The sequence below is a fragment of the Kutzneria sp. CA-103260 genome, from assembly GCF_018263855.1.
Lineage (GTDB): Bacteria > Actinomycetota > Actinomycetes > Mycobacteriales > Pseudonocardiaceae > Kutzneria.
Genome location: NZ_CP073318.1, coordinates 6,477,732 through 6,499,063 on the forward strand (window position 1 = coordinate 6,477,732; position 21,332 = coordinate 6,499,063).

Genomic DNA, 21,332 nt, shown 5'->3' on the forward strand with positions numbered 1-21,332 from the left:
CGCGCCAGCTCTCAACGAGAGTACGTGCACAGGAACTCATTCGTCTTCTCGTCCACCGAGTGCAGACAGACGCCATGCATGCCGCGGGTGAGCAGCACCTTGTAGGTGTTACGAACCAGTTCGTCGAACCGGGCCTCATCCCGTTTGACGGCGCTGTCCCGGGATTTATCCATCTGGGCGACCCACTGGTCGTCCCGGATGACGAGGTCTTCGCCGAAGATCACGCCCGCCCAGTCGTACTCGAACCCCTGGGCGGTGTAGATGCATCCGACCTGGTTGAAGCCCTTGGGATCGGACGCCCACAGCGCTGCCGGCGGCGCGTCGTCGACCTTCTTGCCGTCCGGCGTGTTCCACGGCCGCTTCCAGTTTCCGATGGCCACGTCCTCCACTAGGCGGAGGCCGCCCCGGCCGTTCGGCTTCGGCTCGCTCCAGGGCCAGCAGAAGCCCGCCGCGATCCGCGCCGTGTGATCGGTCCCTCGCATGCGGCCCAAGAGCCATTCCTCAAGGCTCGCGGGGGAACCCTCGGTGCGCACGACGTATTCGTCACCCGTCCCAGCGACCAGGTCCGACCAGACGATCGGCGGCTTCTCGGAGAGGCCGAGCAGGCGGCGCACCCACTCGTCGTACAGGACGGAACCGCCGCACCTGAACTGACCCTCCAGCCGGACCACCTTGACGTCGCACCCCCGCGCCACCGCGGTCCCCTCGATGTACTCCTGGGTCCCGACCTCGTTCGGCCGCACGACCTGGTGTTCGTCGAGCAGGAACACCGGCACCTTCGCCACGTCGATCAGTTCCTCGACCTGCAGTCTGTTGCCACTGCCGGTCGACCGCTTGTCCCGAATCCGATGAGCCTCGTCGCAGATCACGACATCGAGCTCGTTCTTCCGGTGTTTGCTGAAGTCGCGGAAGTACACGAACAGGGCCTTCACGCCGCTGTCACCGCGAGCCACCCGCCGCCACAAGGTCTGGGTAAAGGCCCTGGACCCGGTGGCGTGCACAGCCTTCCGGTTGGTGCGGGCTAGCTTCGCCAACAGGGACATCGCGATGGCACTCTTGCCGGATCCTGGGCCACCGAGCACGATGACAACCCTCTTGCGACTGTCCCCTCGCTGGGTCGCCCCGACCGCGTCCATCACCATGTTGTAGGCCAGCTTCTGCTCGTCGAGCAGCACGAAGTCGTCGCGGTTCTCGAACATGCCGGCCGCTGTCGTCAGCAATGTCTTCGCCGGCGCCGCCCTGGCGTCCATCAGGTCCTTCGCCACTTGGTGGTTCGTGGCATGGTCCACAGAGGCGTCCAGCACCTTTCGTAAGAGGTTCTCGAGAACAGGTGTTCTGCTGCGTGTGACCAGATAGTCCTGCGCGGTGAACTTGGCACGGTCCAGCGCCGCGCACTCCTCATCCTCCGCGTTGTGCAGGTATGCGACGCCGCGGATCCGGTGCGGGTTGCGGGCGAGATCAGGATGAAAGTCCAGCAGCTGTCGGCCGTACCGGAAGACCTGTTCGGACGGATGCAGCTGCAGGCTCTTCAAGCCGTTGACCCGGAAGCCACCGGCCTCCGAGACGACCGGCCCCGACCACTGCTTGAGCTCGACCAACAAGTACGACGGCTCACTGGTCCCGGGACACAGGCCGCAGAGAACCGCGTCCACCCGCTTGGGGCTGTACGGCAGCCGGTGCTCGAGGACGACCTGCACGTTCGTCATACCGGCCCGCTGCATCACGTCCAGGAGAATCGGGAGGCTGTTCCGCCAGGCGCCCACCTCGCCAGTCTCCGCGTTCACCGGCTGCCATGAGCCCGTCGCTCGCACGAGATCGCGGATCAACGTGCCGTCGTCCATCCTTTGCCGCAGCTCCGCGACGCTGCCGCTGACCACCTGACTCAACCGCGCTCCCCAGTGACGGACAGTCAAGCGGTTAGCAATACCACACGACCAGGCGTCACTCGGACGTGTTTGCGACCGCCAGCCCGGTGGTCAGCCGTTGACATATTCACCGTCAACGTTCGGTCGCTACCGTTAGCGCGATCCGCGGCTCTGAGCAGCGCGGAGTTCGGTGCAGCTCAGTTGTCCGCCAGGAGCACCCGGGCCTGCTCGGCGAGAACACGAACCGCGCCTTCAAGGTCGGCGAGCCGTGCCGCCAGGCTGGCAACAGGAAGGTGCTGCGGCAACGCCTCGCTGAACTTCAAGCCGGCCAGCGCTCGTTCGTCAACCTCAGGCAGGCACAGACGGTCGGCCGCATCGGCGGTTGCCGCTTTCCATACGCCCGGAGCGAGATCCGTACACAAGCGAAGAGAGGCATCGTCAACTGCTGAGCGACAATGCGCCGCGGCTCGGGAGGTGCGGTGACGGGCTTCACATAGCCGCGACTCCACAGCAGCAACAATCCAGCAGCCCTAACTATTTCTTCACACCGGACGGCAAGGAACAGACGGCTGCACAGTAGCCCAATATCTCTTCAGGGCCGCAATCAAACGAAACACACCAAACAACGGGATCGCCACAACAGGAGCACGGTTGTTTGACGTCTTATCGGCGCACCAGATACTGGCAGGCGGTCGTGCGATCCCGTGACCACGGGCCAGTGCGGTGACATCGACGTCCTGATGTAACCGGCGCAAGCCCTGCACCGCCTGGACGAAGCTGGTCAACTCTGCGACTGACCCGAGTGCTCGTCGCTCGACTGTGTAGTTTTCGAGAATGCCCACTCGGCTTGCCGTATCCTGCCCGTTGGGTTGAGACGCGCCGATCGTCACCTGGGGGCGACGTGAGCAAGGCCAAGATCCATCCTGACCATCTGCGGAAGTCGGGCGGCAACCTCAAGAAGTTCGGCGGCACCGTCGAGGAGACCGGTCAGAAGCTCGAGGAGACCGGACAGAAGCTGGTTTCTCACGCCTCTGGCGACCGGTCAGGTGTCGGTGCGGTCGTCGCGAAGTTCACTGGCAGGGCCACCGAGATCGCCGGTAAGACGTTCAAGGAGGGCGGCCGGGTCGCCGGCTCCGCCGGCGATCGCCTTGGCAAGACCGCCGACCTCTATGAGGAGGCCGACACCACCGCTGCCGACAAACTCCGCAAGCACCACCCTTCCGCCAAGGGCAAGGTCGCCCCTCCCGGCGGATCGGCGCGTTCCGGCTCGCCTGTAGGCAAGGGCGGCACCGGCTCCGGCAAGAAGCCCAAACGCGTCCCCGGCGGCGGTGCCGGCAGCGCCGAGAAGATCGGCTCCCCAAGTGGCGGCAAGGATCACAAGGCGCCTACCATCCCCGGCGGCGGTGGCGAACCCGCCCGCATCGAGGGCCGACTCCCTCACCCCGACTCTGCCGAGGCTCATCTTCCCGAACTGCTCAGTGAGCACAACGTGACGCAGGAGGAGTTCAACTCCATGCGCCACCGAATGAACCAGCCCGACGGCACTGCGAACGTCTCCCACGAGGAAGCCATGAAGTGGCGCGGCATTCGCGAAGGAATTCCGCTTGACGCCGGCACATCGGTCCAGAAGGTTCTCAGTCCCGCCACAGCTGACAACTATCTGAAAAACGTACACATCAAGGGTGGATTCCAAGCCGACCAGGCACAAGGATGCTTCGCGCGCATGTCCGACGCACAAAGCATGAAAACCCCTGCAGACTATCGCGAAGGCCTACGCCTGGACTACGACGACCACACGTTTCCGGCGGGTCTGGATTCGGTTCACGTCCTGCGCACACACGTCGACGCGCCGGAAAACTACAGTGTTCCCTTCGGTGGCCCAACCGCCACAGGCCGCTCGAACATCGAAGGAACAAAAGACTGGAGCGACCCGTTCACAGGGAACGGCTTCACTGGATCGAACGCGCATCTAGTGCCCGAGTGGGAGCGCGCTCCCGGCCCGCTCTCCGACGGCGATCAGATCTTTCGTGTCGGCCGCGATGGCAGCGAGCAACTTGTCGCTACGCTCGACGACGGCTTTTGGATTCCTGAACCGGGAGCGAAATGATTACCAAGCCGCACTACGAGGCCGTCATGGACGGGCGCACCTACCGGGCCACCCGCACCCAAGATCCGACCGTTGTGAACCTGCGATGGTCGGGTTCCAGCCCGCCAGATCCTCGGTTTACGGAAACCGTTTCCGGCTCGTACAAGCTGCCCGTCCGCTTGGAGGAACTGGAATCACTCTCGCTTGTCGAGTGGAGGTGCGAGTACGACGGGGAACCGTTCATCGTCAACGACGAGGATAGCGACAAGTTGTACGTTTCCTACGTCGGGGAGAGTGAGACCAGGGCCCGCGAGCTCGGCATGAACATCGTCGAACGCTTTGTTGCAGATGGAGAGCTCCCCAAGGGGGCGGTGGAAAATCTGCGGGAGGTAAGGAAGCAGTACTGGCCCACCCCAGTTCAGGAGTGACGTCAAGTTGAACAGTCGTCGGGCCCGGACGGGCTAAAGCAGCCAAGGCGGCCCACACCGCAAAGAGCCGGTTTCGTATGGGCCTGATCTTGAGACGCCTGGCCGGCAACCCGCTGACCAGGCGTTTCTGTAGGGCGGGTGGGGCTCGAACCCACGACCTGACAGATTATGAGTGTCCAAGTTCACCCGACAGGAGTAGCTGAACAGGCAGTTCACCGATAGTTGAGGCAGAAAGTATCGCCACAGAAGCACTCACCCAACCGAGTTCGTGGACAGCCTCATGGACAGACAAGTCCACTGTGGATGACCCCTGACCATGCTACATCACGCTCGCCCTACCCCCTGCCGGCCACCTCACACTGGTGTCAGGACCATCTCACTAACTGCATTGCCACCCGTTGCTCCAACCATCGACACCGAGAATGGCAACTTCGACACAGTAGCCGTGGTACACCCAACCCGAGAGCTACGGCCACCAATTCTGGAGTTTCACAGCATCTCGTGACACAGCATGCAGCGCGAGGCGGCGAGCGCAACACCATAGACGAATCCATCCCCAACTTCTCCGAAACTCGCACCCCTTTTCGACAGTCGCGGAGCGGCCGAACCAGTAAGCTCCGACCACACCCATCGCCTACAACAGATCGACACACTCGCGCAGAAAAGCGTTTACAGCAGCCCGCTCAGGCAGGTCGTCCAGCGAGATAACGTCCGCACTCTTGCGAATCTGACGATGAAGCACGTCATCCGCCGCGTTTCGGAACGCTTGAAGGCGCTTCAAATGCTTCTGATCGGTTCGACCCCAAGAATGGTTACTAACCACCTGATCGAATGTCTTGCAACCAAACACCGGCGGCGTGTGATCGAGAATCGCCCGCAGAAGCGCATGGCAAGAATACCAACGATCATCCCGAAAGTTACTATTTAGTTCCTTTACAAGCTGAATCAGCTTATCCACACTCCACAGAGCGGACTTTTTTTGTTCGAGTTCAACCACCAGCTTGCTCGACACGTAACCTTCCGGCGGCGAAGCGGCAACCCCTTCGGGAATTGAGAGAAAAGTGTCAGTTGACAAATCGAGACCGTTAACAATAATAACAGGATCCTTAGGCTCCACGGCAGAGGGCATGAAGCTTGAAACACGCTCAATATAGGTCTTTATGTCCTGAACGTTGCGATACTTAAGCAGTTCCCGAGTAAGCTGCCGTTGCCACTTGAGCGGATCGTTCGGATCATGACTGTAAGAGCCACCCCTGGTAGGCGGCTCGTGAAGAAGAATCTCTGGCAACCGCTTGAGCGCACTGTCACTGATCGACGGCAGCGTCTGCTTAATAAGGGCGGGGGTGATAGTCGGTCGACTGACTTGGTTCGGTGAAGATGGCGCCCCTACCTGGAGTTCCACCATGATCCTAAGGACATTCAAGAACGGGTTTGCAAGTACAGTACCCAATTCGGGCAGATGGTAACTTGCCGCAACCGTAAGCGCAGGCCGATCCTGATCAGCCAGACCATGCCGGTCAAACCAAGCCAGACCATAGGACGGCCCGACCGCCGACTGCGAACCAACTCGGGGCAGCGAACGGATAAGCTCCCGTGCATCGAGATCCCGACGAGCAAGTGCGCCCTCAACGTAGTCCCAGATCGGCCACTCTCCGTCAGCCAGATACGGGCCAGCCATGGTTTGCAGAAGCAGCAACTGATCGTTACTGAGCGGGTCGAGTAGGTTAACCAAGGCTGCATCCGATCTGGTAAGCGTTGCCAGCGAGACGCATCGTACCCCTTACATCAACTGTCAGCCTAGCGAGTATCCACGATTCAACACTAGAGGGGCAGACACAACCGCCCTCGTAGATGTCCAGCGACGCGCGTCAGACAACAGGTAACCACTTACGACGTTACTACGTTACAGACCATCGAGCAGCCGTAGACGTCGCTGCTGACGTTTCGAGCCTATCTGATCCGCAAGCTGAACAGCGCGGCGGGCTTGCAGCCGAGCCTCGGCATGTTCGCCGGCAGCGGCAAGCGCCACCACAAGATCGACATGCAGCGCGGTTGCGGCACGCGTAAACGACGGATCGAGGCGGTCGAGGGCACCGGAAAGCACGCCAGCGGCTGACGCATCACCGAACCGGGCAAGCGCATGGCCGCGCCATCGCGCAAGATGGGTCGCATCAAGGACGACATAAGGTCCGTCGACACTTGCTGAGTCTATGGGCAGCAGAGTCGCCGCTTCATCGAAGGCACACAGACTTTCGCTGCGCATACCCATCGCCGCCAACGCTTCCCCGTGAGCGGCAGCAAGCCACGCTTGAAACAGTCGCGAATACGAGCCAGCTGCTCGCCTTCGAGCGTAACCCACCACATCGACAGCATCACTAGACCTGCCAATATCAAGCAAGACAAAGGCTTGTTCAGCGAGAGAGTGCGTCTCGAATGACGGGGTTCCAGATTCAGCCGCAGCCGACTTCGCCTGTTCATAGTGCTGCCAGGAATCCGAGACGCTACCTATGTCCAAGGCTTGCCAGCCTGCCAGAGTGTGCAACTCCGAGAGCAGGCCTGCGAGTTGGCTTCGCACGGCTGGGGACAAGCTGTACGACATCAGTCGTTCCACCTGTCGAGCCTTCGTCTTCACCTCTTCATGAGCGACGATCGCACCCAACTGACGATCAAGCCGGCGGATGGCGTTGAGTTGCTCCGTCAGCAGCCCGATTACTGCGCTGTCGACTCGCTGGGAGACGCTGAGCATTAGGTGGAGCTCGCGGTCCGGGTCGGCAACTGCCTCACTGGCGACGGGCGTAGACAGTAGGTCATCGATGCTCACACCGAAGATCCGTTCGAGCAGGCGAGCAGTCGCAGGACGCACCTTGCTAATCGGACGGCCGTCCGGGTGACGACCGGTGGCGAGCCTCTGAAGATGACGAACGCTGAGCGTCCCTGGCTCGCCATGTTCGACTGCGAACTGCTCGGCGAACCGCGCGAACTCCTCGAAGGTCTGGCGGCGCTCCCTGATCCTCTGCTCAAGCACCGTTCGCGGCGGCCGGCCCGACGTGTCGTGCTGGGACATCCTGCAGCCCCCTCTCCGGACATGTCGTGGCTATGTCGTGCTCGTGTCATGGACCTCGACACGGGATGACGACAGTCTGATTTCAGTCTGCCACGGCCGCTCGTAGGTGGTCAGCAGGCCGTCCGGCGATTCCGTCACGTGCACCGCTCCGCACACGCCGGACAACCCCACTACGGCGGGGGCCGGTCCCCGACGCGGCTCCCGCCGTAGCCGACCGTCGGAGGTGAGAAGAAATGGCTGGGGTTGGGACCCGTACTTATCGATGGCTACCTGCCGACGGCAAGCGGCACGCCGTGCCAGGTGGCCGAGTCGTGCCGGGGGACGAGATCGCGACGCTAGTTGGCGAGCGCGTGACGGTACCGACGCAGCGACTCGGGCCGACGGAGTGGACGTGGCCGACTTGCCTCGACTGTTGGAACGAGGCCAAGAAGTGCACCCACGTTTCGCTTGCAGGACTTGCCGTCCATCAAGGTGCAGCCCCCGAAACGCCACCGGCGGCATCGCGTCCGCGTAAGCGAAGGTCCGCCTGAACGCGACGCGATCCCGACAGCCGTTCCACCACTACAGGGAGCACACCATGGGCATGGCCGACGGCCACGACCCGGCCGAGTGGAGCCGCAACGCGGACTGGCGACCGTCCGAAGTCGACACCAAGCGCGCCAGCGCCGCTCGCATGTACGACTACTACCTTGGCGGCTCACACAACTTCGAGGTCGACCGCGTCAAGGCCAAGGAAGTCTTGCAAGTGCTTCCCGAGGCCCGCACCTTCGCCCGGCAGAACCGAAGCTTTCTGCGCCGGGCCGTGGAGTACGGCGTCCGACATGGCGTTCGCCAGTTCCTCGACCTTGGTTCTGGTCTACCCACCGCCGGCAACGTGCACGAGATCGCTCAGCGCACCGTGCCGGACGCTCGCGTGGTCTACGTCGACAACGAACCCGTCGCCGTCACTCACAGCATCGATCTACTCAGGAACAACCCCTACGCCACGTGCATCCAGGAAGACATCTTGCGGCCCAACAGCGTCCTACACCATCCGGAGACCACACGTCTGATCGACTTCTCGCAGCCGCTGATGGTGCTGATGTGCGCGGTGCTGCATTTCGTCTCGGCCGAGCGCCACCCCGCCGAGATCGTCCGTGGCTATTCGGACGCACTGGCCTCGGGCAGCTACCTCGCCCTCTCACACGCCACCGCCACCGACTATCCCGAGCGACTCGCCCGCGTGATCGAGATCTACCAGCAGACGCAGAACACCGCACACCTACGGTCACGTGCCGAGACGACAGCGATGCTCGCCCCGTTCGAACACCTGGTGTTCCCTGGCGTCGTCTACACGCCCGAGTGGCGACCCGAACACTGGGCCGACGTCGGCAACCCCGCCGAGTCGCTGGCCTTCGCGGCTGTTGCTTACCTCCCCTGATCCGTGTTGACCCGGAGCACTTATCCATGGCTCACCGCCTCTCACTGGTCCGCAGGCTCGGAGAACTTCGTCGGCTCTACACTGCCGAGACCGACTCCACCTTGTGGCCCGCCGTCACCACAGGCATCGCATCACTTACCGACCAGTCCCGAACGACGATCCGCGACGTTCTCGACACTGGCTTCGAGACCCGCCTGCTCGGTGAGAATTCCCTTCCACCGGTGGATGATCGGATGCGGTGCGCGGTGCTGTCCGACGCCACCGACCCCGCGCAGCAACAACTCGAAGCCGCAGTCCTGTTCGCGTTGGGCCGGACTGCGCCCTACCGGTGGCCGGCAACCAGTGTGGTAGCGCCGATGCCCGTATGCACGATGGTCCACCCCGACATCAAGGACATGCGGACGGTGTTGCATCTGCGCCCGGCCGCCGCAGCGCCGATGCTGGCGGAGCTTCTCCCTCACGCTGTCAACGGCCGTGTACATGGGATGCCAGGGCTGCGCGTGAGCCTGCGTCGCCGGCACGTGCGACTGTGCCTTGCCGACAGCGGCGAGTCCGTGTCCGTCGCGTTGGCTGGCACGAGCTTTCGGCAATGGAGCGCCATGCTTGCCTTCGCTGGCGTGCTGACCGGCCACGAGTGGCCACCGGTCTTTGAGGACCCGTTGAGCGCCCCCGAACGTGGCGCAATTGCGGCAGGCTGCGTTCCTGGGCCGGCGTGGTTGGCTAGTGCGTTGTTCCGCCGTCTCCGTGTTCTGGGTACGACGGTGTGGTTGACCGTCCGGGAAGACGGTCCCACCTGCATTCGTGTGGAGTGGTGCGGTGGCCGCACTGCCGCTCAGGTCGCCACCGCGTTGGTACACCCATTGGCAGGTCTGCCCGGCGATGTGTTCACAGCGACGCGTGACGGTGCGGACAGCGTCACGGTCACCATCGAGGGAGCAGCCGACTGGGCGGCGGCGACGGTGATTCTGCGACGGGCATCCCTGAGCGCGTCGCCACCGTTCGATCGGATTGACACGGTGGACGCCTGGAAGGCGTTCAAGCTCGTGATGGCGCAGCCCCACCTGGTTTCACCAAAGCCAGCGGCGTAGGTGACGGGTGGGACGGGGTACCTGGTACCCCGTCCCACCCGTCACATTCGCCGTTTGCGCTGGTAGAACGCCATACCTACCCGTCACGGCGGCTGTGACGGGGTAACACGTGCGTGACGGCCGCTGTGACGCGTATCAGTCCTCCGCATCGTCGCCCACCACGTCGCTGCCAGCCGCCTTGACGGCGGCGCGGATGTCGGCGGTGAAGTAGCCGCGTACCTGCCGCACGTTGCCATCCGCCATCGGGATCCGGTCGCGCTTCGACCGACAGCCGAGATCGTTCATCTGGGTGCCGAACGTCGTCGGCTCGACCCCGAGCACCTCGACCAGTTCGGCTGTCGGCACGAACACGCGGCCGTCTTGCTCGTTGAGGTCCTCTCCGAGATATTCCACAACGGACGCCAACGGTTCCGGCAGCTCGACCAGTTCGGCATCGTCGGCCGGAGCGCTCGCGCTTCCAATCGCCTTGGCAACCGCAGCCCGGTCGAGCATCGGCGTCGGGTCAGCGCCGATCGCGTGCCCGCTCAACGTCCCGGCGGCCTCCCGCAGTGCCCGGCCACGCTGACAGACGGTCTTCCAGTCGGGGTTTGGCATGTAGTACGTCCGGACCGTCATGGCCAGCACGTCCGCGCCTGCCTCGGTCTCTCCGTCAGGCCGCAGGATGCCTACTCCCTTGTGCGACGCCAGCAGCTTGGACGAGTCGTAGCCACGGGTGTTCATCTGCTCGCCGAGGATGATGTTGGAGTCCCGCCAGTCCATCACCCGCAGCGCGAATCGCGACCCGAGCACTGCCCGCAGCGACGTCGGTAACGAGCTACCGTCCGGCCGTTGCGTGGCCAGGATGACCACGATGCCGGCCGCCGGCCCCTTCTTCGCCAACCACGTGAGTAGCTCGCCGAGGTACTTGCCGAGTGGGACCTTCTTCCCCTCGGTCTCGACCGGGATGCGGGACTCCAGTGGGATGTGCGCCTCGTCGACGACCACAGCCGTGATCGGCATGTTCAGCGACTTGTCTCGTGAAATGGCTGGGGTGATCTTCGACTCGGGGCACGCCTCGTCATCCAGCTCCCGCATCCGCCCGTACCGACCTTGTGTCTCCGACACCAACTCCTCAAGCCACGCCTTGAACTCCAGTAGGTGCCTGTCGTCGTCGCCGGAGAAGAACCGGTGCGCGCACGGCTCGCACGCGTCCCAGTCCTTGCCTCCCTTGAAGTCCGCCACGTACAACCGCGCGTAGGGGTCCAAGATCAGCCCCGCGGCTGCCAGCCGTTCGGCGAATGTCTTGCCCTGCCTGGGAATCGCACCGATCAGCAGCGACGTCCACACGAGCGGCAGGTTCACCTTCCGAGCACGGGCATCATGTCCAAATGGGACCGGGCGCCAGGCGTCCCAGTGCTCAACGTTCAGCAGCGGCGTCCGCAGCGGCGGCGCCGCATACGGGTCTTCGTCGGCAACCCACAGCGAGACACGTCCGGCGTGGCCGCTGTTGCCTCGCACCCGCTCCACGATCAGTTGCACTTCGTCCACCGCCAACGCCGAGGCGAGCGCTTCACGGTTTTTCACGACATCGGCAGCCTTGCGGGTGGCTGGCAGGTCGACCGTGATTGCCCACCCGTCGCCCTGCCGAGTGGCGCGTTCCACGAGCCGCAGCGTCTCGTCCTTGCCGATCAACTTAGCGTCACGGAACGCGTCCACCAACACCTGTGGGTCCATGGTCCAGGTCAGCGAGCGCGGACCGGCAAGGACCGGCTTGCGTCCAGGGCTACCTTCCTTGCGCCGGCCGAGGATGGCCAGCGCGACAGACGCAGCCGCGCCAGCGATCCACAGAGCCATCGTGCCGTACACGAGCTGAGCCACCAGCACGACGATGGCACTCGCGACGGTTACGGCACCGGTGACCTTCCACCGAAACAGCGTCAGCGCGCGAATCTCGGCGAACTTGTCGGCCAACTTCTCTGACTGCTCAGCTGCGCCGCGGTAGTCGTGAACGGTGACCCACTTCCGCCACCATCGCGCGGCCGCCATCAAGCCGCGGACTACTGCGCCGACGAGCCGGAACGGTGAACGCAGCACACGCACCACTAGATCCTTGGCTGCCTGCTTGGCCGCCTGGCGACTCTTGAGCGACAGCGGAACCCTTGGTGAACGCTGCCACCACGACGCGAACACGCGTCGAGCCGACGGCTGTGAGGTCTGCGCTGCGGTCTCGTCTACCAACTCGGCGTCGTACACCGGATCGGCACGAACAACTTCGTACTCACGGGAAGTCATTGCTGCGCCTCGCTTTCCGGCGTCGCTTTGCCGTCTTCGTTCGCATCGTTGGCAGGAGATCGCTCCACTTCGGACTTGAGCTCGACGGCCAACCGAGGTGACAGCCCACGCGCGCAGTTCGTTACCGACCGGACCCATGCGGGTGTGATCTCGACACCAGGCGACCATGCGGTGCGCGCCTCGGCGAGGTAGTCCCCGAACAGCTTCCGGCGACGGTTGCTCTTGCGCCTCGGTCGCTCGGCCTTCTGCTGCTGAACAGGCGCGGGAGCGTTCACCGCCGAGGCGTTCGTGAACGCTGCGGTGACTGCTTCGGTCAACTTGTCGCGGAGATCAGTGACCGCCTCGGCGGCCACGAACACCACCAGCGGCGGAACCGAATGCAGCACGATCCCCGCCAGGGACCCCGCTGCATAGGACGCCCACGTGTTCATCACGTACGTGGCTGCGACCGTGAGCCACTTCGCGCGACGCACCCATGGTCCGGTCTGGACCTGGTAGCGAGCCGTAACTTGCTCGGCTCGCAGGATCGCCAGCAGCACGAGCGACACCGTTGGATCCAACAGCCACGCTGCCAGCCATGGAAGCGACCACGTCGCCGCGCCGGCCGCAGCGAACGCCTGCACGTTGGTCATGGTGAAGCCGAGGCCGAGCGTGATGCCGGCCCAGCACAGCCGGTCGACCTGGGTGCGCACGTGCTCGACCCGCAGCGCCACCACGTCCGGATGGGTCTGGTAGGCCCGCCGTTGGGCGGCCTCGGCAGCCTCCCGCGCGAGCTTCTCGGCTTGGTTGGTGGAAGGGCCGGGTGGCCGCCCGTGGGCGGCCACCGCTCCCTTCTCCTTCCGGTTGGACCCGACGGAGTTGATCATCGCTGACCGCCTTTTCGCCGAGTCGGTGTGTCGGCCGTGCTCACGGTGAGGGCACGGGTCAACACGTAGGCCGCGAACAGGTCCGGCAGCCCGAGCACCACCAGTCGCAACGTCGTGTCCCCGCCGTAAGTGATCACGAGCCACTGAACGCCGAGGAGTGTCGCGCCCCCGAGCAGCACCCGGCCGGCGAGCGAGAACAACCGGACGCCTGTGCGTGCCGCCTCGGCGGCAGCCTTCGCGCTACGGCGTCCAGCACGCCACACCAGGAGGAGACCAACCAGCACGCCCAGACCGGCGAGCAGCGGCATCATCGGCAGGTTGACCGTCATGCCTGCGGCCCTCCGCCCTGTCGGCGAGCCAGCCACACGCGGTAGACCTCGCGCCGGTCCTCTTCGGACAGCGCTCCCCAAACTCCGACCGTCGATTCCCCGGCGGTGCGCAGTTCGTGTTCAAGGCACTCCCGCTGAACTGGGCAGCCCGCGCACAGCCGCGCGGCCAGCTCACGGTCGTTCAACTCCTCGTCGGCCCACTCAGGATCGTCGTCGTTGGCGACCAGCCACATGCACGTGCCGTCGGTGGTGACGATCTCCAACAGCACGTCGTCGGGCACGGTGGCGTAGCGGTCCAGGTCCGCTGCTACCACCTCGAAGTAGTTGTCACGAAACTCGTCACGGTTCACCACGACGCACCACTGGTCAGCCGTGCGACTTCACGCGCCGTACGGCGCTCGGTCGCGATCCGGGCGACATCCACGCATCCACCAGACTCGGCGGCCTCGGTGATCAGCTTGTCCAGCGCAACGGCCGGCACGACGTAGCGGGTACGAACTCGGACGGCCGGGAACGCGTCTTCCCTGATCGCCCGGTAGAGGGTTGCAGGATCGACGCGAAGGATTCGCGCCGCCTCCCGCACGGTGTAGAACGCCGGTAGGGCGTTCTCGCTGTCGTTGTTCATTGCGGTTTGTCCCTAAGTTCGAGCCGAAGTCTGATTTCAATCCAAAATTCGGGATGATTTCATCCCGACTAGCCGCGAACGGGGTGCAAACCGCGGGAACCAACCCGCAAGCCGGTCCGCGGAATTGCCCTCGCGCTACGCTCGGTGCAGCGGCGGAGCGCGGAGGGATACGTGACGGAAGACTGGGCAGCAGTCGCGCGAGCGATCAATCAACGCTCGACTGAACTGGGTCTGAGTCAGCGAGAACTCATCAAGCGCTCGCACGTCTCGAAGGCCATCGTCAGCGAGATTCAGAACAACACGGTGCAGCGCCGACGCAGCGCCCGCACCCTCGAAGCGCTCTCGCTCGCGCTGGACTGGCATCCGGGCCACCTGGCCGCCATCCTTGCCGGCCGCAGGCCGCCCGGCCTGGGAGAACCTGCCGTCAGGTCGGACGACGACGTGCCCGCCCGCCTTGCCGTCATCGAGTACCGCTTGGCCGAGATCACGCAACGGCTTGACGACCTGAACGCCAGCTTCACGGCGGCATTCGGTGATACCGACGACGGCCGTCGGTAGCGGCTTCGCCGATTGCGGTGACCGAGGCTTCGGCTCGGTCGCCGGGAAGTTCCGTGTTGCGTCCATGCCTACAGAGAACGGCAGTTCGGCGCCGTTCTACAGTTGGCACCGGTTAACCCGAATCCCATTAACCTCAATTAACTTCGCAGGTCAGGGCGGTTATCCGGGCAAGGGATGAGTGATGGCGAAGACCAGGCTCCGGGCGGTACGGGACCAACTTGGATACTCCTCCGCCGAAGTGATCCGGTTGCTTCAGCAGCGCGCGTCGACGCTCGGGCTCGCCATCATGTCGCCGACGAGCCTAAAAACGAAGCTGTCCGTGTGGGAGAACGGCCACGAGTCGGTCAGCGACCTCTACTGGCGGCTGTTTCGGGACGTCTACGGCCGTACGAACGAGGAACTCGGCTTCCCGCCCGAGCAGGAAGACAGCGAAGCCACCGAGCTGCGGTCGCGGCTGGCCGCGGCCCGGACCGTGGATGCCGACATGGTCGAGTTGTTCCGCCGGCAGGTCGACGACGCCCGGCACGTTGACCGTCGGTTCGGGGCCGTCACGCTGCTCGACCAACTGCGCGGCAGCATCAAGCAGGTCGAGGACCTTCTCATGTACGGCGCACCGAGGGGCCTGCGCGAGCCGCTCGCCGGCGTGCTCACGGAGGCATCCACCTTGGCCGGTTGGGAAGCGCTCGACCGGAACGCGGTCGGACAGTCATGGGCGCACTACGAACGGGCGAAGACTGCCGCACGGGAGGCAGGTGCGCCTGCTCTGCTCGCACACGCCACCGCAGAGCAGGCGTTCGTACTGATCGACCTCGGCGAGACCATGCAAGCGGTCGAACAGTTCGCCGATGCTCGCGCGCTCGCCGAGCACAAGACACCACCTCTGCTCCGGGCCTGGCTTGCGGCTGCGCACGGCGAAGGACTCGCCGCTACCGGGCAACGGGCCGAGGCTCTACGCGCCTTCGACGCTGCCGGTGCGCTGCTGCCGTCCGATCCCGTCGACCCCGCCCTACCGTTCCTGTTCCTCGGCGGTGCACATCTCGACAGGTGGCGCGGACATGCGCTCGCTCGCCTCGGCGAGCCGGACGCGATCGACCAACTCAGCGAGGCACTGCCGCGACTGCCAGCGGCGTTCATCCGTGCGAAGACGGGGATGCTGGTGGATCTCGCGTTCGCCTACGCCGCCCTTGGCGACCGAGACGCCGCGCTAGAGCACTCTCGCCAGGCGCGGCGTCTCGGTTCGCAGATCAAGTCCGACCGACAGCTACGGCGACTCGGTGGCCTCATCCTGCCGGGGAGCGTCCCCGGTGTTGCGTGAGGCGAGGTAGTAGAGCAGCGCTACGAGAGTGCCAGCGCCGAGAAGTTCCTTGCGCTGCGCCAACTCCTGTACGCGGCTCAATGGCACCCACTCGACACGCCCCTGTTCCTCCGTGTCGGTCGGCTCGCCAATGTGCTTGGCGTTGCGCCACAGGTAGATGTCCATGGGCGCTGTCGTCTGCCCTGGAAGGGGCTCAAAGCTGATCAGATGCTCCGGCTCTCCGACCGGTTCCCAGCCGCTCTCCTCGGCGGCTTCACGAGCAGCCGTGCCCGCGGACTCCTCGCCGTCGTCGACCAGGCCGCCGAGCAGTTCGTAGCCCCACTGATCCGTGGCGAACCGGTAGCGCCACAGCATGAGCGCCCGATCCTGGTCATCGACGATCAGCGCAATCGCGATGCGTCCAAGGTGGACAACGTGATACTCCCACCGCTCGCCGTTCGGGGCCTCGACGTCCGCTAGCCCAACCTTCACCCACCTGTTGTCATAGACCAGTCGCTCACCGTAGGTCTTCCACGCTCCGCGCTCCTCCGTCACGAGGGAAATCCTACGGGATCGTCTTGACTAAGCAATAGCTATAACTCAACCGACTCCGAAAGCTACAAGTAACCTCAAGCATTGACTAGCAGCGGCGAAAAGGTCAGTATCGGCACATCACTTACAGCTATCGTCATTCAAACCGCTTCAGTATTTCATCAAGAGACGGAGCGTCATCAACCTTATCAACTCCCAGAAATTCAGCCATTTTCCGCTTATCTTTTTTCCAGAACGCATCAAACAACTCTTGCTGCGTAGCACTAGATACGTCTTCGTTGCGATCTCCAGTCAAGAATACCGAATCGCCAGATTCAACCACATATTGTTCAATGTGCGCGAGCGTGTGAACGATTTCAGGCCGAGCAAAGTCATCCTGAACCTCCATCAAGCCGTGGTAAACATAGGCAAGCTGGCGGCTAAATTGGTCGTCATCATCGACAGCAAAAACCTCCCAAAGCTTAGTGAAATGATGAAAGGTGGACGCCAGCCTGGCAACTCCGTGCGAAAAGTACACTTCAGCACTATGCTCAGCCCAGGGCGACCCGAGAGGATACTTTCTAACGTACTCGGAAAACTTTTGCATGCTCCTCTTTAGCGTGAGCACATGAAATGACTTTCTTACTACATCATAGATTCCAAATAGCGAATCCCGCCATTCCTTGTCGCTGACAAACTGATCCGGATCGGTCGAAATCCACAGCTCGATGCGACGAAAAGCGCCCACAATATTCCTAATCGCATGGTCTATCGCCATCTCAAGCGAGACAGCCTCCCAGTCCGACTCGTCAAATCCGAGCGTAGACTCTGACAGTTGTTCCAGCCAGTAGCAGCTGACGACACCGACCATACTGCTATCGTGACTAATCTCCGTCTTTCTTTTTACCGAGAGGCCGTTGTGAAATCTCTTATGAGCAGCAGTGCGCTGGACACCGAGAGCGTCGCCAACCTGTTTCCATGTCGCACCACACGCGATAGCTTCAGCCACAACTTCATCTAACGCAGAGTCAGCGGCATTAAGCACCAAACTTGCCGCCTTCACAACTTGCAGGATGTCAGCAAGATCCACATCGTCTGCCAAGAACGAATATGACTTCGGTCGATTAACATAGCGAAGTCCGTGCGTCATATTGGCTATGGCACGCCGCACTTCAAAGTGCTCACGACTGCCCGCGTATGGCCATAGGTAAGAAGTGCAACTGACACCAGCCCATGGTGATCGATCGTACAAAACACCATCGTCGCCGATGCGAATCTCTTCGCCATTGACCATATTGTCATCTTCCACGTAAAGAATTTTACAGCAGCTCAGGAAGCGCCCCAAACGGAAGACGTCCACCCAAGGTGGACACCCCCAGCTAGACACGAAGCCCGCTTTAGTGGTGACCTTACTCGCGTAGGTTACCCAACCCCGACTGCGGTCGCATTCCACAGTTAAAGCGGAGAAGAATATGTTGCACAACACATCAATGCGTCTGTTATGGCTGGCACTAGCGCTAACGATTGGCCTGATCACTGGAATCTGCGCAACCACCCTCTCCTATCTGAGTGGCACCAGCATGCCAAAATCAGTCATGGTAGGCAGTGGCGCATTCGCTGGCTCATCAGCCTTCCTTGTCGGCCTGTTGCAATTTGCAGCTGCGGGTTAGATCATTTTTGGCCCGGTTTTGGCTTCGACATACGAGAGCCAAGGATCTCCGCGGCCTTCCGATCGGAGGCAGCTACCCATGCGGCATAAACGCGCAGCGTAGTAGCGCCTCCTCCGCCATGACCGAGGCGGCCAGCGACAGTACGGAGGTCGATTCCCGCTGCCAGTAGCTCAGTGGCCGAGTAGTGGCGCAACGCATGAATGTGGGTGTCGATGCCGAGGCGCTCAGCCATGTCCTTGTAGCGACTGGACACTGCGTGCGGTGAGTAGGGCTGCGTAGGATCGAACTTCCGCACGCCTGAGAACACATACATGTCGTCGGTCAGCTTGACGTTCAGCTCAGCGAGCCGCTGACGGCTTCGGTCCTTGTGCTCGCGGAGCAGGACGGTCGTCTCCGTGTCGAGCGCAATACGACGCATCTGGTGCGTCTTGGTGTCCTTGACGCGGCCAACGCCCTTACGGAGGACGTAGCTGCTCCGAACCTCGATGATCCCCTGCTCAAGATCGACCCGAGACCACTTCAAAGCGCAGACCTCGCCGCGCCGGATGCCGGTCGTCATGACGAGCCAGACGAGCGTGCCCCAGTCATCGATCTCGCCATCCATCGCGAAAGCCGCATCGACTAGCTGCGCCGCCTCGGAAGGTGACGGCGGCGTGGGCTGCGGCTGAGGCTGCTTGGGACGCTTGGCGATTCGAGCGGGATTGGCGTCGATCCACTCCCAACGCTCAGCCGCGCTCAACGCGCCGCTCATGATTGAGTGGAGCTGCCGGACTGTCGATGCAGCCAGCGGCTTGCACTCGTGTGGCTTGCACCTCTTCTTCACGCAGTCATGGTCCCCGTCCACGCGGTGCACAATGAATGGCTTGCCGTCGCAGCGGACGCGGCAGCGGCGCAGCTCGGCGTAGAGCGTTTCGAGCATCCGGGTGGAGACCTTGCGTACAGGCTCGTCACCGAGCACGGGCCGAATATTGCGGTCGGCGTAACCCCGATACATGTCACGAGTGTCCTCGTCCAACTCGGCTGTACGCAGCCACTCATCAAGCACGTAGCCGAACGCCACAGACGAAGTTGCCGAGCGCTGCTGGTCGACCTGACTCAGCAGGCGCGTCATCACCTTCTCTGCGGCCTTCTCCGCTGCCCTGTCAGTGCCCTTGACCGTCTCCGTCAGGTACACGTCCTTGCCGGTCACCGGATCGACGCCCGAGAACACCCGGACCTGTAGTGAGTTGCCACGCTGGCGGACGCTGCCGCGCCTCCGCCGTTGCTCCCCGGAGTCAGCCATAAGCCCAGGTTAGAAGCCTGTTCAAGGACAGCAACATGGCCGAAGATCGTGGTTGCGGATCTTGAAACCGAGGAGATCCCCAGGTCGAGGTGGTAGGGCGGGTGGGGCTCGAACCCACGACCTGACAGATTATGAGTCTGCTGCTCTAACCAGCTGAGCTACCGCCCCAGGGCGCCGGGGATGGCGCGCGTGGAGGGGAGACTACCGGCGGACGGTGGGCGGGTGGCGGGCGGTCCCCTGGTGGGACGAGCGGCGGTGGTGATCAGGCCTGGCGCGGGAGAGAGATCCAGGAACCCATGGGTGATCAGGGCCGCCGGAAGCACGGGACGAGGCGGCTGGAGCGTTCCGAGGAGCGGCGGGTGATCGGGTCTGCCGTGCGGAGCATGAGCGGCGGGGTGCACGGGCGGGTGGGGATCCAGGACGGCGACGGTGTGGAGCTGCTGGAGCCCTACCGGCGGGGTGGGATCTGGGTGGGTGTCCGCATGTGCCGGGGCTCTTGCCGGCATGTGAAAAGTTCCGCCTTGACCCACCTGGTTGCGGCTTCAATGATCATCGGCGTCAGCGGTAGCTCGACACCATGCCGCCGCTGGCTGCTGCCGGCGGCGGGACACCCTTGCGACCGGAGGACCAATGCCCGACGCTCAGCCGAAGCCGCCGAGTGGGCTGATCGGGTCGGTGCAGCGAGCGCTCCGGGTGTTGGAGACGGTGGCGGACGGGGGCGACGGGATCACGGCGAAGGCGGTGGCCCGGCGCACGGGGTTCAAGCTGTCGACGACGTATCACCTGTTGAACACATTGGTGCACGAGGGCTATCTAGTCCGGCTGAAGAACGCCAGGGGCTTCGGCCTGGGCTACAAGCTGCCGGAGTTGCACGGCAGCCTGAAGGAGCAGCTGTCGGTCACGCCAGAGATCGCCTACACGCTGAGAGACCTGCACAAGCGGGCGAAGGCGGCGATGTACTACGCGGTGGTCCGCGACGACGAGCTGGTGGTGGCGGAGGTGGCCGACTCGCCGGAGCATCGGAAGGCGGAGCCGCTGGATCTGGGGTTCGACAGATCGGCGCACGCGACGAGCTTCGGCAAGGTGCTGTTGGCGGCGATGTCGCCGACGGCTCGAAGGCACTATCTGGCGGGGGCGGGCCTGACCCGGCTGACGAACCGGACGATCACGCGGCTGGAGGATCTGGACCGGGAGCTGGCGATGGTCCGCAGGACGGGCATCGCGGCGGAGATCGAGGAGTTCCAGCCGGGGCTGGCCTGTCTGGCCACGCCGGTGAAGGACGCGGAGGGTCGCACGACGGCGGCGGTGGCGCTGTCGGTGCCGGTGAAGGACTTCGCGAAGCGGCGCCGGCAGCTGGAGACGCTGATCCGGCACGGCGGTGAGGAACTGTCCCGCCTGCTCTCCTGAAACCGGTTCCGGGACCCTACTATCGGAGGTGTCCCCGACGGTGGAAATCTGATAACGCCAGGTCAGGGTGAACGAAATTCATTCGGACATTGCGTTGACAAGTTCCGATACCTGAGTGACGATGGGCCGGTCAGCGCATACGCCTTCACTGAATTCTCACACGACTCGGACTGCTGATGCACCAAGGCCCACACCTTCCGTTCTCCCACCCCGACGACATCGCCGCCCTGGTTGGCGTGCGCGTGCGGGTGCCGCTGCCGAGAAGATGAGGAGGGGATCCGCCCACTGCGCGGATCGGCCTTTCACCAGGCATGATGCCGCCGGCGCGCCGCGCCGGGGCCGCCTTCACCTGCCATAAGCACCCCGCCTGAAGCCGGCGGGGCGTTTGGCCACGCGTTTTCCGTTCCGACATGCCTATTCACGGCATGGTAACGAAAGGAATTCACCGTTGGGCCGAGCTTTTCGTCGAAGACCGACGCGCATCCGCCGTCCACGCGAGCTACCCACTGATCCGGTGCGCCGCCGGGCACCGCCCTGACCACAGAGGG

The 21,332-nt window shown here is 63.5% G+C and carries 20 protein-coding genes and 1 tRNA gene; 8 read left to right on the plus strand and 13 right to left on the minus strand.

Annotated elements, in window-relative coordinates; genetic code table 11:
* Positions 1-11: 11 nt before the first annotated feature.
* Both JJ691_RS28375 and JJ691_RS52960 read right to left on the minus strand, forming a co-directional pair.
* Positions 12-1,877 (minus strand): DUF2075 domain-containing protein, encoded by a 1,866-nt coding sequence (locus tag JJ691_RS28375; protein WP_249228285.1) that lies wholly within the window; start codon positions 1,875-1,877, stop codon positions 12-14.
* A gap of 185 nt (positions 1,878-2,062) precedes the next feature.
* The gene (locus JJ691_RS52960; RefSeq protein ID WP_256449309.1) at positions 2,063-2,188 is read right to left on the minus strand and encodes a hypothetical protein; all 126 of its coding nucleotides are present in this window, start codon (positions 2,186-2,188) and stop codon (positions 2,063-2,065) included.
* A gap of 578 nt (positions 2,189-2,766) precedes the next feature.
* Between JJ691_RS52960 and JJ691_RS28380 the strand changes: the two genes are divergently transcribed.
* Positions 2,767-3,972, plus strand: coding sequence for a hypothetical protein (locus JJ691_RS28380; RefSeq protein ID WP_211762669.1), 1,206 nt, complete (start codon positions 2,767-2,769; stop codon positions 3,970-3,972).
* Positions 3,969-4,379, plus strand: coding sequence for a hypothetical protein (locus tag JJ691_RS28385; protein WP_211762670.1), 411 nt, complete (start codon positions 3,969-3,971; stop codon positions 4,377-4,379). Before JJ691_RS28380 ends, JJ691_RS28385 begins: the two co-directional genes overlap by 4 nt.
* Positions 4,380-5,013: 634 nt before the next feature.
* Here JJ691_RS28385 and JJ691_RS28390 read toward each other — a convergent pair.
* Both JJ691_RS28390 and JJ691_RS28395 read right to left on the minus strand, forming a co-directional pair.
* Complete coding sequence (locus JJ691_RS28390; RefSeq protein WP_211762671.1) at positions 5,014-6,111, minus strand: hypothetical protein; 1,098 nt, start codon at positions 6,109-6,111, stop codon at positions 5,014-5,016.
* Between the two features lie 171 nt (positions 6,112-6,282).
* Positions 6,283-7,443 (minus strand): hypothetical protein, encoded by a 1,161-nt coding sequence (locus JJ691_RS28395; RefSeq protein WP_211762672.1) that lies wholly within the window; start codon positions 7,441-7,443, stop codon positions 6,283-6,285.
* 233 nt (positions 7,444-7,676) lie between these two features.
* On the opposite strand from JJ691_RS28395, the gene JJ691_RS53425 reads away from it, so the two are divergent.
* Genes JJ691_RS53425 through JJ691_RS28410 form a run of 3 tightly spaced genes read left to right on the plus strand, consistent with a single transcriptional unit; the run spans position 7,677 to position 9,951 of the window.
* The gene (locus JJ691_RS53425) at positions 7,677-7,973 is read left to right on the plus strand and encodes a zinc finger protein (RefSeq protein ID WP_211762673.1); all 297 of its coding nucleotides are present in this window, start codon (positions 7,677-7,679) and stop codon (positions 7,971-7,973) included.
* Positions 7,974-8,020: 47 nt separating this feature from the next.
* Positions 8,021-8,863, plus strand: coding sequence for an SAM-dependent methyltransferase (locus JJ691_RS28405; RefSeq protein ID WP_249227071.1), 843 nt, complete (start codon positions 8,021-8,023; stop codon positions 8,861-8,863).
* 26 nt (positions 8,864-8,889) lie between these two features.
* Positions 8,890-9,951, plus strand: coding sequence for a hypothetical protein (locus JJ691_RS28410; protein ID WP_211762674.1), 1,062 nt, complete (start codon positions 8,890-8,892; stop codon positions 9,949-9,951).
* A 135-nt stretch (positions 9,952-10,086) separates the two neighbouring features.
* Here JJ691_RS28410 and JJ691_RS28415 read toward each other — a convergent pair whose 3' ends face one another.
* Genes JJ691_RS28415 through JJ691_RS28435 form a run of 5 tightly spaced genes read right to left on the minus strand, consistent with a single transcriptional unit; the run spans position 10,087 to position 14,042 of the window.
* A complete protein-coding gene (locus JJ691_RS28415; RefSeq protein ID WP_211762675.1) occupies positions 10,087-12,222 on the minus strand; it encodes a cell division protein FtsK in 2,136 nt (711 codons plus the stop codon).
* Positions 12,219-13,088: a hypothetical protein gene (locus tag JJ691_RS28420; RefSeq protein WP_249227072.1), complete on the minus strand. Its 870-nt coding sequence runs from the start codon at positions 13,086-13,088 to the stop codon at positions 12,219-12,221. The genes JJ691_RS28415 and JJ691_RS28420 overlap by 4 nt, the downstream gene beginning before the upstream one ends.
* Positions 13,085-13,417 (minus strand): hypothetical protein, encoded by a 333-nt coding sequence (locus tag JJ691_RS28425; RefSeq protein ID WP_211762676.1) that lies wholly within the window; start codon positions 13,415-13,417, stop codon positions 13,085-13,087. The genes JJ691_RS28420 and JJ691_RS28425 overlap by 4 nt, the downstream gene beginning before the upstream one ends.
* Positions 13,414-13,767 (minus strand): WhiB family transcriptional regulator, encoded by a 354-nt coding sequence (locus tag JJ691_RS28430; protein ID WP_249227073.1) that lies wholly within the window; start codon positions 13,765-13,767, stop codon positions 13,414-13,416. Before JJ691_RS28430 ends, JJ691_RS28425 begins: the two co-directional genes overlap by 4 nt.
* Positions 13,764-14,042: a helix-turn-helix domain-containing protein gene (locus tag JJ691_RS28435; RefSeq protein ID WP_211762677.1), complete on the minus strand. Its 279-nt coding sequence runs from the start codon at positions 14,040-14,042 to the stop codon at positions 13,764-13,766. The genes JJ691_RS28430 and JJ691_RS28435 overlap by 4 nt, the downstream gene beginning before the upstream one ends.
* 171 nt (positions 14,043-14,213) lie before the next feature.
* Here JJ691_RS28435 and JJ691_RS28440 point away from each other — a divergent pair, with 171 nt between their 5' ends.
* Together JJ691_RS28440 and JJ691_RS28445 are read left to right on the plus strand one after the other, a co-directional pair.
* A complete protein-coding gene (locus tag JJ691_RS28440; protein WP_211762678.1) occupies positions 14,214-14,600 on the plus strand; it encodes a helix-turn-helix domain-containing protein in 387 nt (128 codons plus the stop codon).
* Positions 14,601-14,781: 181 nt separating this feature from the next.
* A complete protein-coding gene (locus tag JJ691_RS28445) occupies positions 14,782-15,915 on the plus strand; it encodes a tetratricopeptide repeat protein (RefSeq protein WP_211762679.1) in 1,134 nt (377 codons plus the stop codon).
* Here JJ691_RS28445 and JJ691_RS28450 read toward each other — a convergent pair.
* The 4 genes from JJ691_RS28450 to JJ691_RS28465 all read right to left on the minus strand — a co-directional run bounded on the left by JJ691_RS28450 (position 15,862) and on the right by JJ691_RS28465 (position 19,545).
* A complete protein-coding gene (locus JJ691_RS28450; protein ID WP_211762680.1) occupies positions 15,862-16,449 on the minus strand; it encodes an NUDIX hydrolase in 588 nt (195 codons plus the stop codon). The genes JJ691_RS28445 and JJ691_RS28450 overlap by 54 nt on opposite strands.
* 133 nt (positions 16,450-16,582) lie before the next feature.
* On the minus strand, positions 16,583-17,734 hold the full coding sequence (locus JJ691_RS28455; RefSeq protein ID WP_211762681.1) for a hypothetical protein: 1,152 nt from the start codon (positions 17,732-17,734) through the stop codon (positions 16,583-16,585).
* Between the two features lie 362 nt (positions 17,735-18,096).
* Positions 18,097-19,377 carry a tyrosine-type recombinase/integrase gene (locus JJ691_RS28460; protein WP_211762682.1) on the minus strand — a complete coding sequence of 427 codons (1,281 nt, stop codon included), beginning with the start codon at positions 19,375-19,377 and terminating at the stop codon, positions 18,097-18,099.
* A gap of 90 nt (positions 19,378-19,467) precedes the next feature.
* Positions 19,468-19,545: transfer RNA gene (locus JJ691_RS28465), tRNA-Ile, on the minus strand.
* A 462-nt stretch (positions 19,546-20,007) separates the two neighbouring features.
* Between JJ691_RS28465 and JJ691_RS28470 the strand changes: the two genes are divergently transcribed.
* The gene (locus JJ691_RS28470; protein ID WP_211762683.1) at positions 20,008-20,784 is read left to right on the plus strand and encodes an IclR family transcriptional regulator; all 777 of its coding nucleotides are present in this window, start codon (positions 20,008-20,010) and stop codon (positions 20,782-20,784) included.
* Positions 20,785-21,332: the final 548 nt, after the last annotated feature.

What these genes read in the sequence shown, in the direction of transcription:
- JJ691_RS28470 (WP_211762683.1), top strand. Translation starts at nt 20,008, where the DNA reads ATGCCCGACGCTCAGCCGAAGCCGCCGAGTGGGCTGATCGGGTCGGTG.
- JJ691_RS28415 (WP_211762675.1), bottom strand. Translation starts at nt 12,222, where the DNA reads ATGACTTCCCGTGAGTACGAAGTTGTTCGTGCCGATCCGGTGTACGAC.
- JJ691_RS28410 (WP_211762674.1), top strand. Translation starts at nt 8,890, where the DNA reads ATGGCTCACCGCCTCTCACTGGTCCGCAGGCTCGGAGAACTTCGTCGG.
- JJ691_RS28405 (WP_249227071.1), top strand. Translation starts at nt 8,021, where the DNA reads ATGGGCATGGCCGACGGCCACGACCCGGCCGAGTGGAGCCGCAACGCG.
- JJ691_RS28435 (WP_211762677.1), bottom strand. Translation starts at nt 14,042, where the DNA reads ATGAACAACGACAGCGAGAACGCCCTACCGGCGTTCTACACCGTGCGG.
- JJ691_RS28395 (WP_211762672.1), bottom strand. Translation starts at nt 7,443, where the DNA reads ATGTCCCAGCACGACACGTCGGGCCGGCCGCCGCGAACGGTGCTTGAG.
- JJ691_RS28385 (WP_211762670.1), top strand. Translation starts at nt 3,969, where the DNA reads ATGATTACCAAGCCGCACTACGAGGCCGTCATGGACGGGCGCACCTAC.
- JJ691_RS53425 (WP_211762673.1), top strand. Translation starts at nt 7,677, where the DNA reads ATGGCTGGGGTTGGGACCCGTACTTATCGATGGCTACCTGCCGACGGC.
- JJ691_RS28420 (WP_249227072.1), bottom strand. Translation starts at nt 13,088, where the DNA reads ATGATCAACTCCGTCGGGTCCAACCGGAAGGAGAAGGGAGCGGTGGCC.
- JJ691_RS28445 (WP_211762679.1), top strand. Translation starts at nt 14,782, where the DNA reads ATGGCGAAGACCAGGCTCCGGGCGGTACGGGACCAACTTGGATACTCC.
- JJ691_RS28460 (WP_211762682.1), bottom strand. Translation starts at nt 19,377, where the DNA reads ATGGCTGACTCCGGGGAGCAACGGCGGAGGCGCGGCAGCGTCCGCCAG.
- JJ691_RS28425 (WP_211762676.1), bottom strand. Translation starts at nt 13,417, where the DNA reads ATGACGGTCAACCTGCCGATGATGCCGCTGCTCGCCGGTCTGGGCGTG.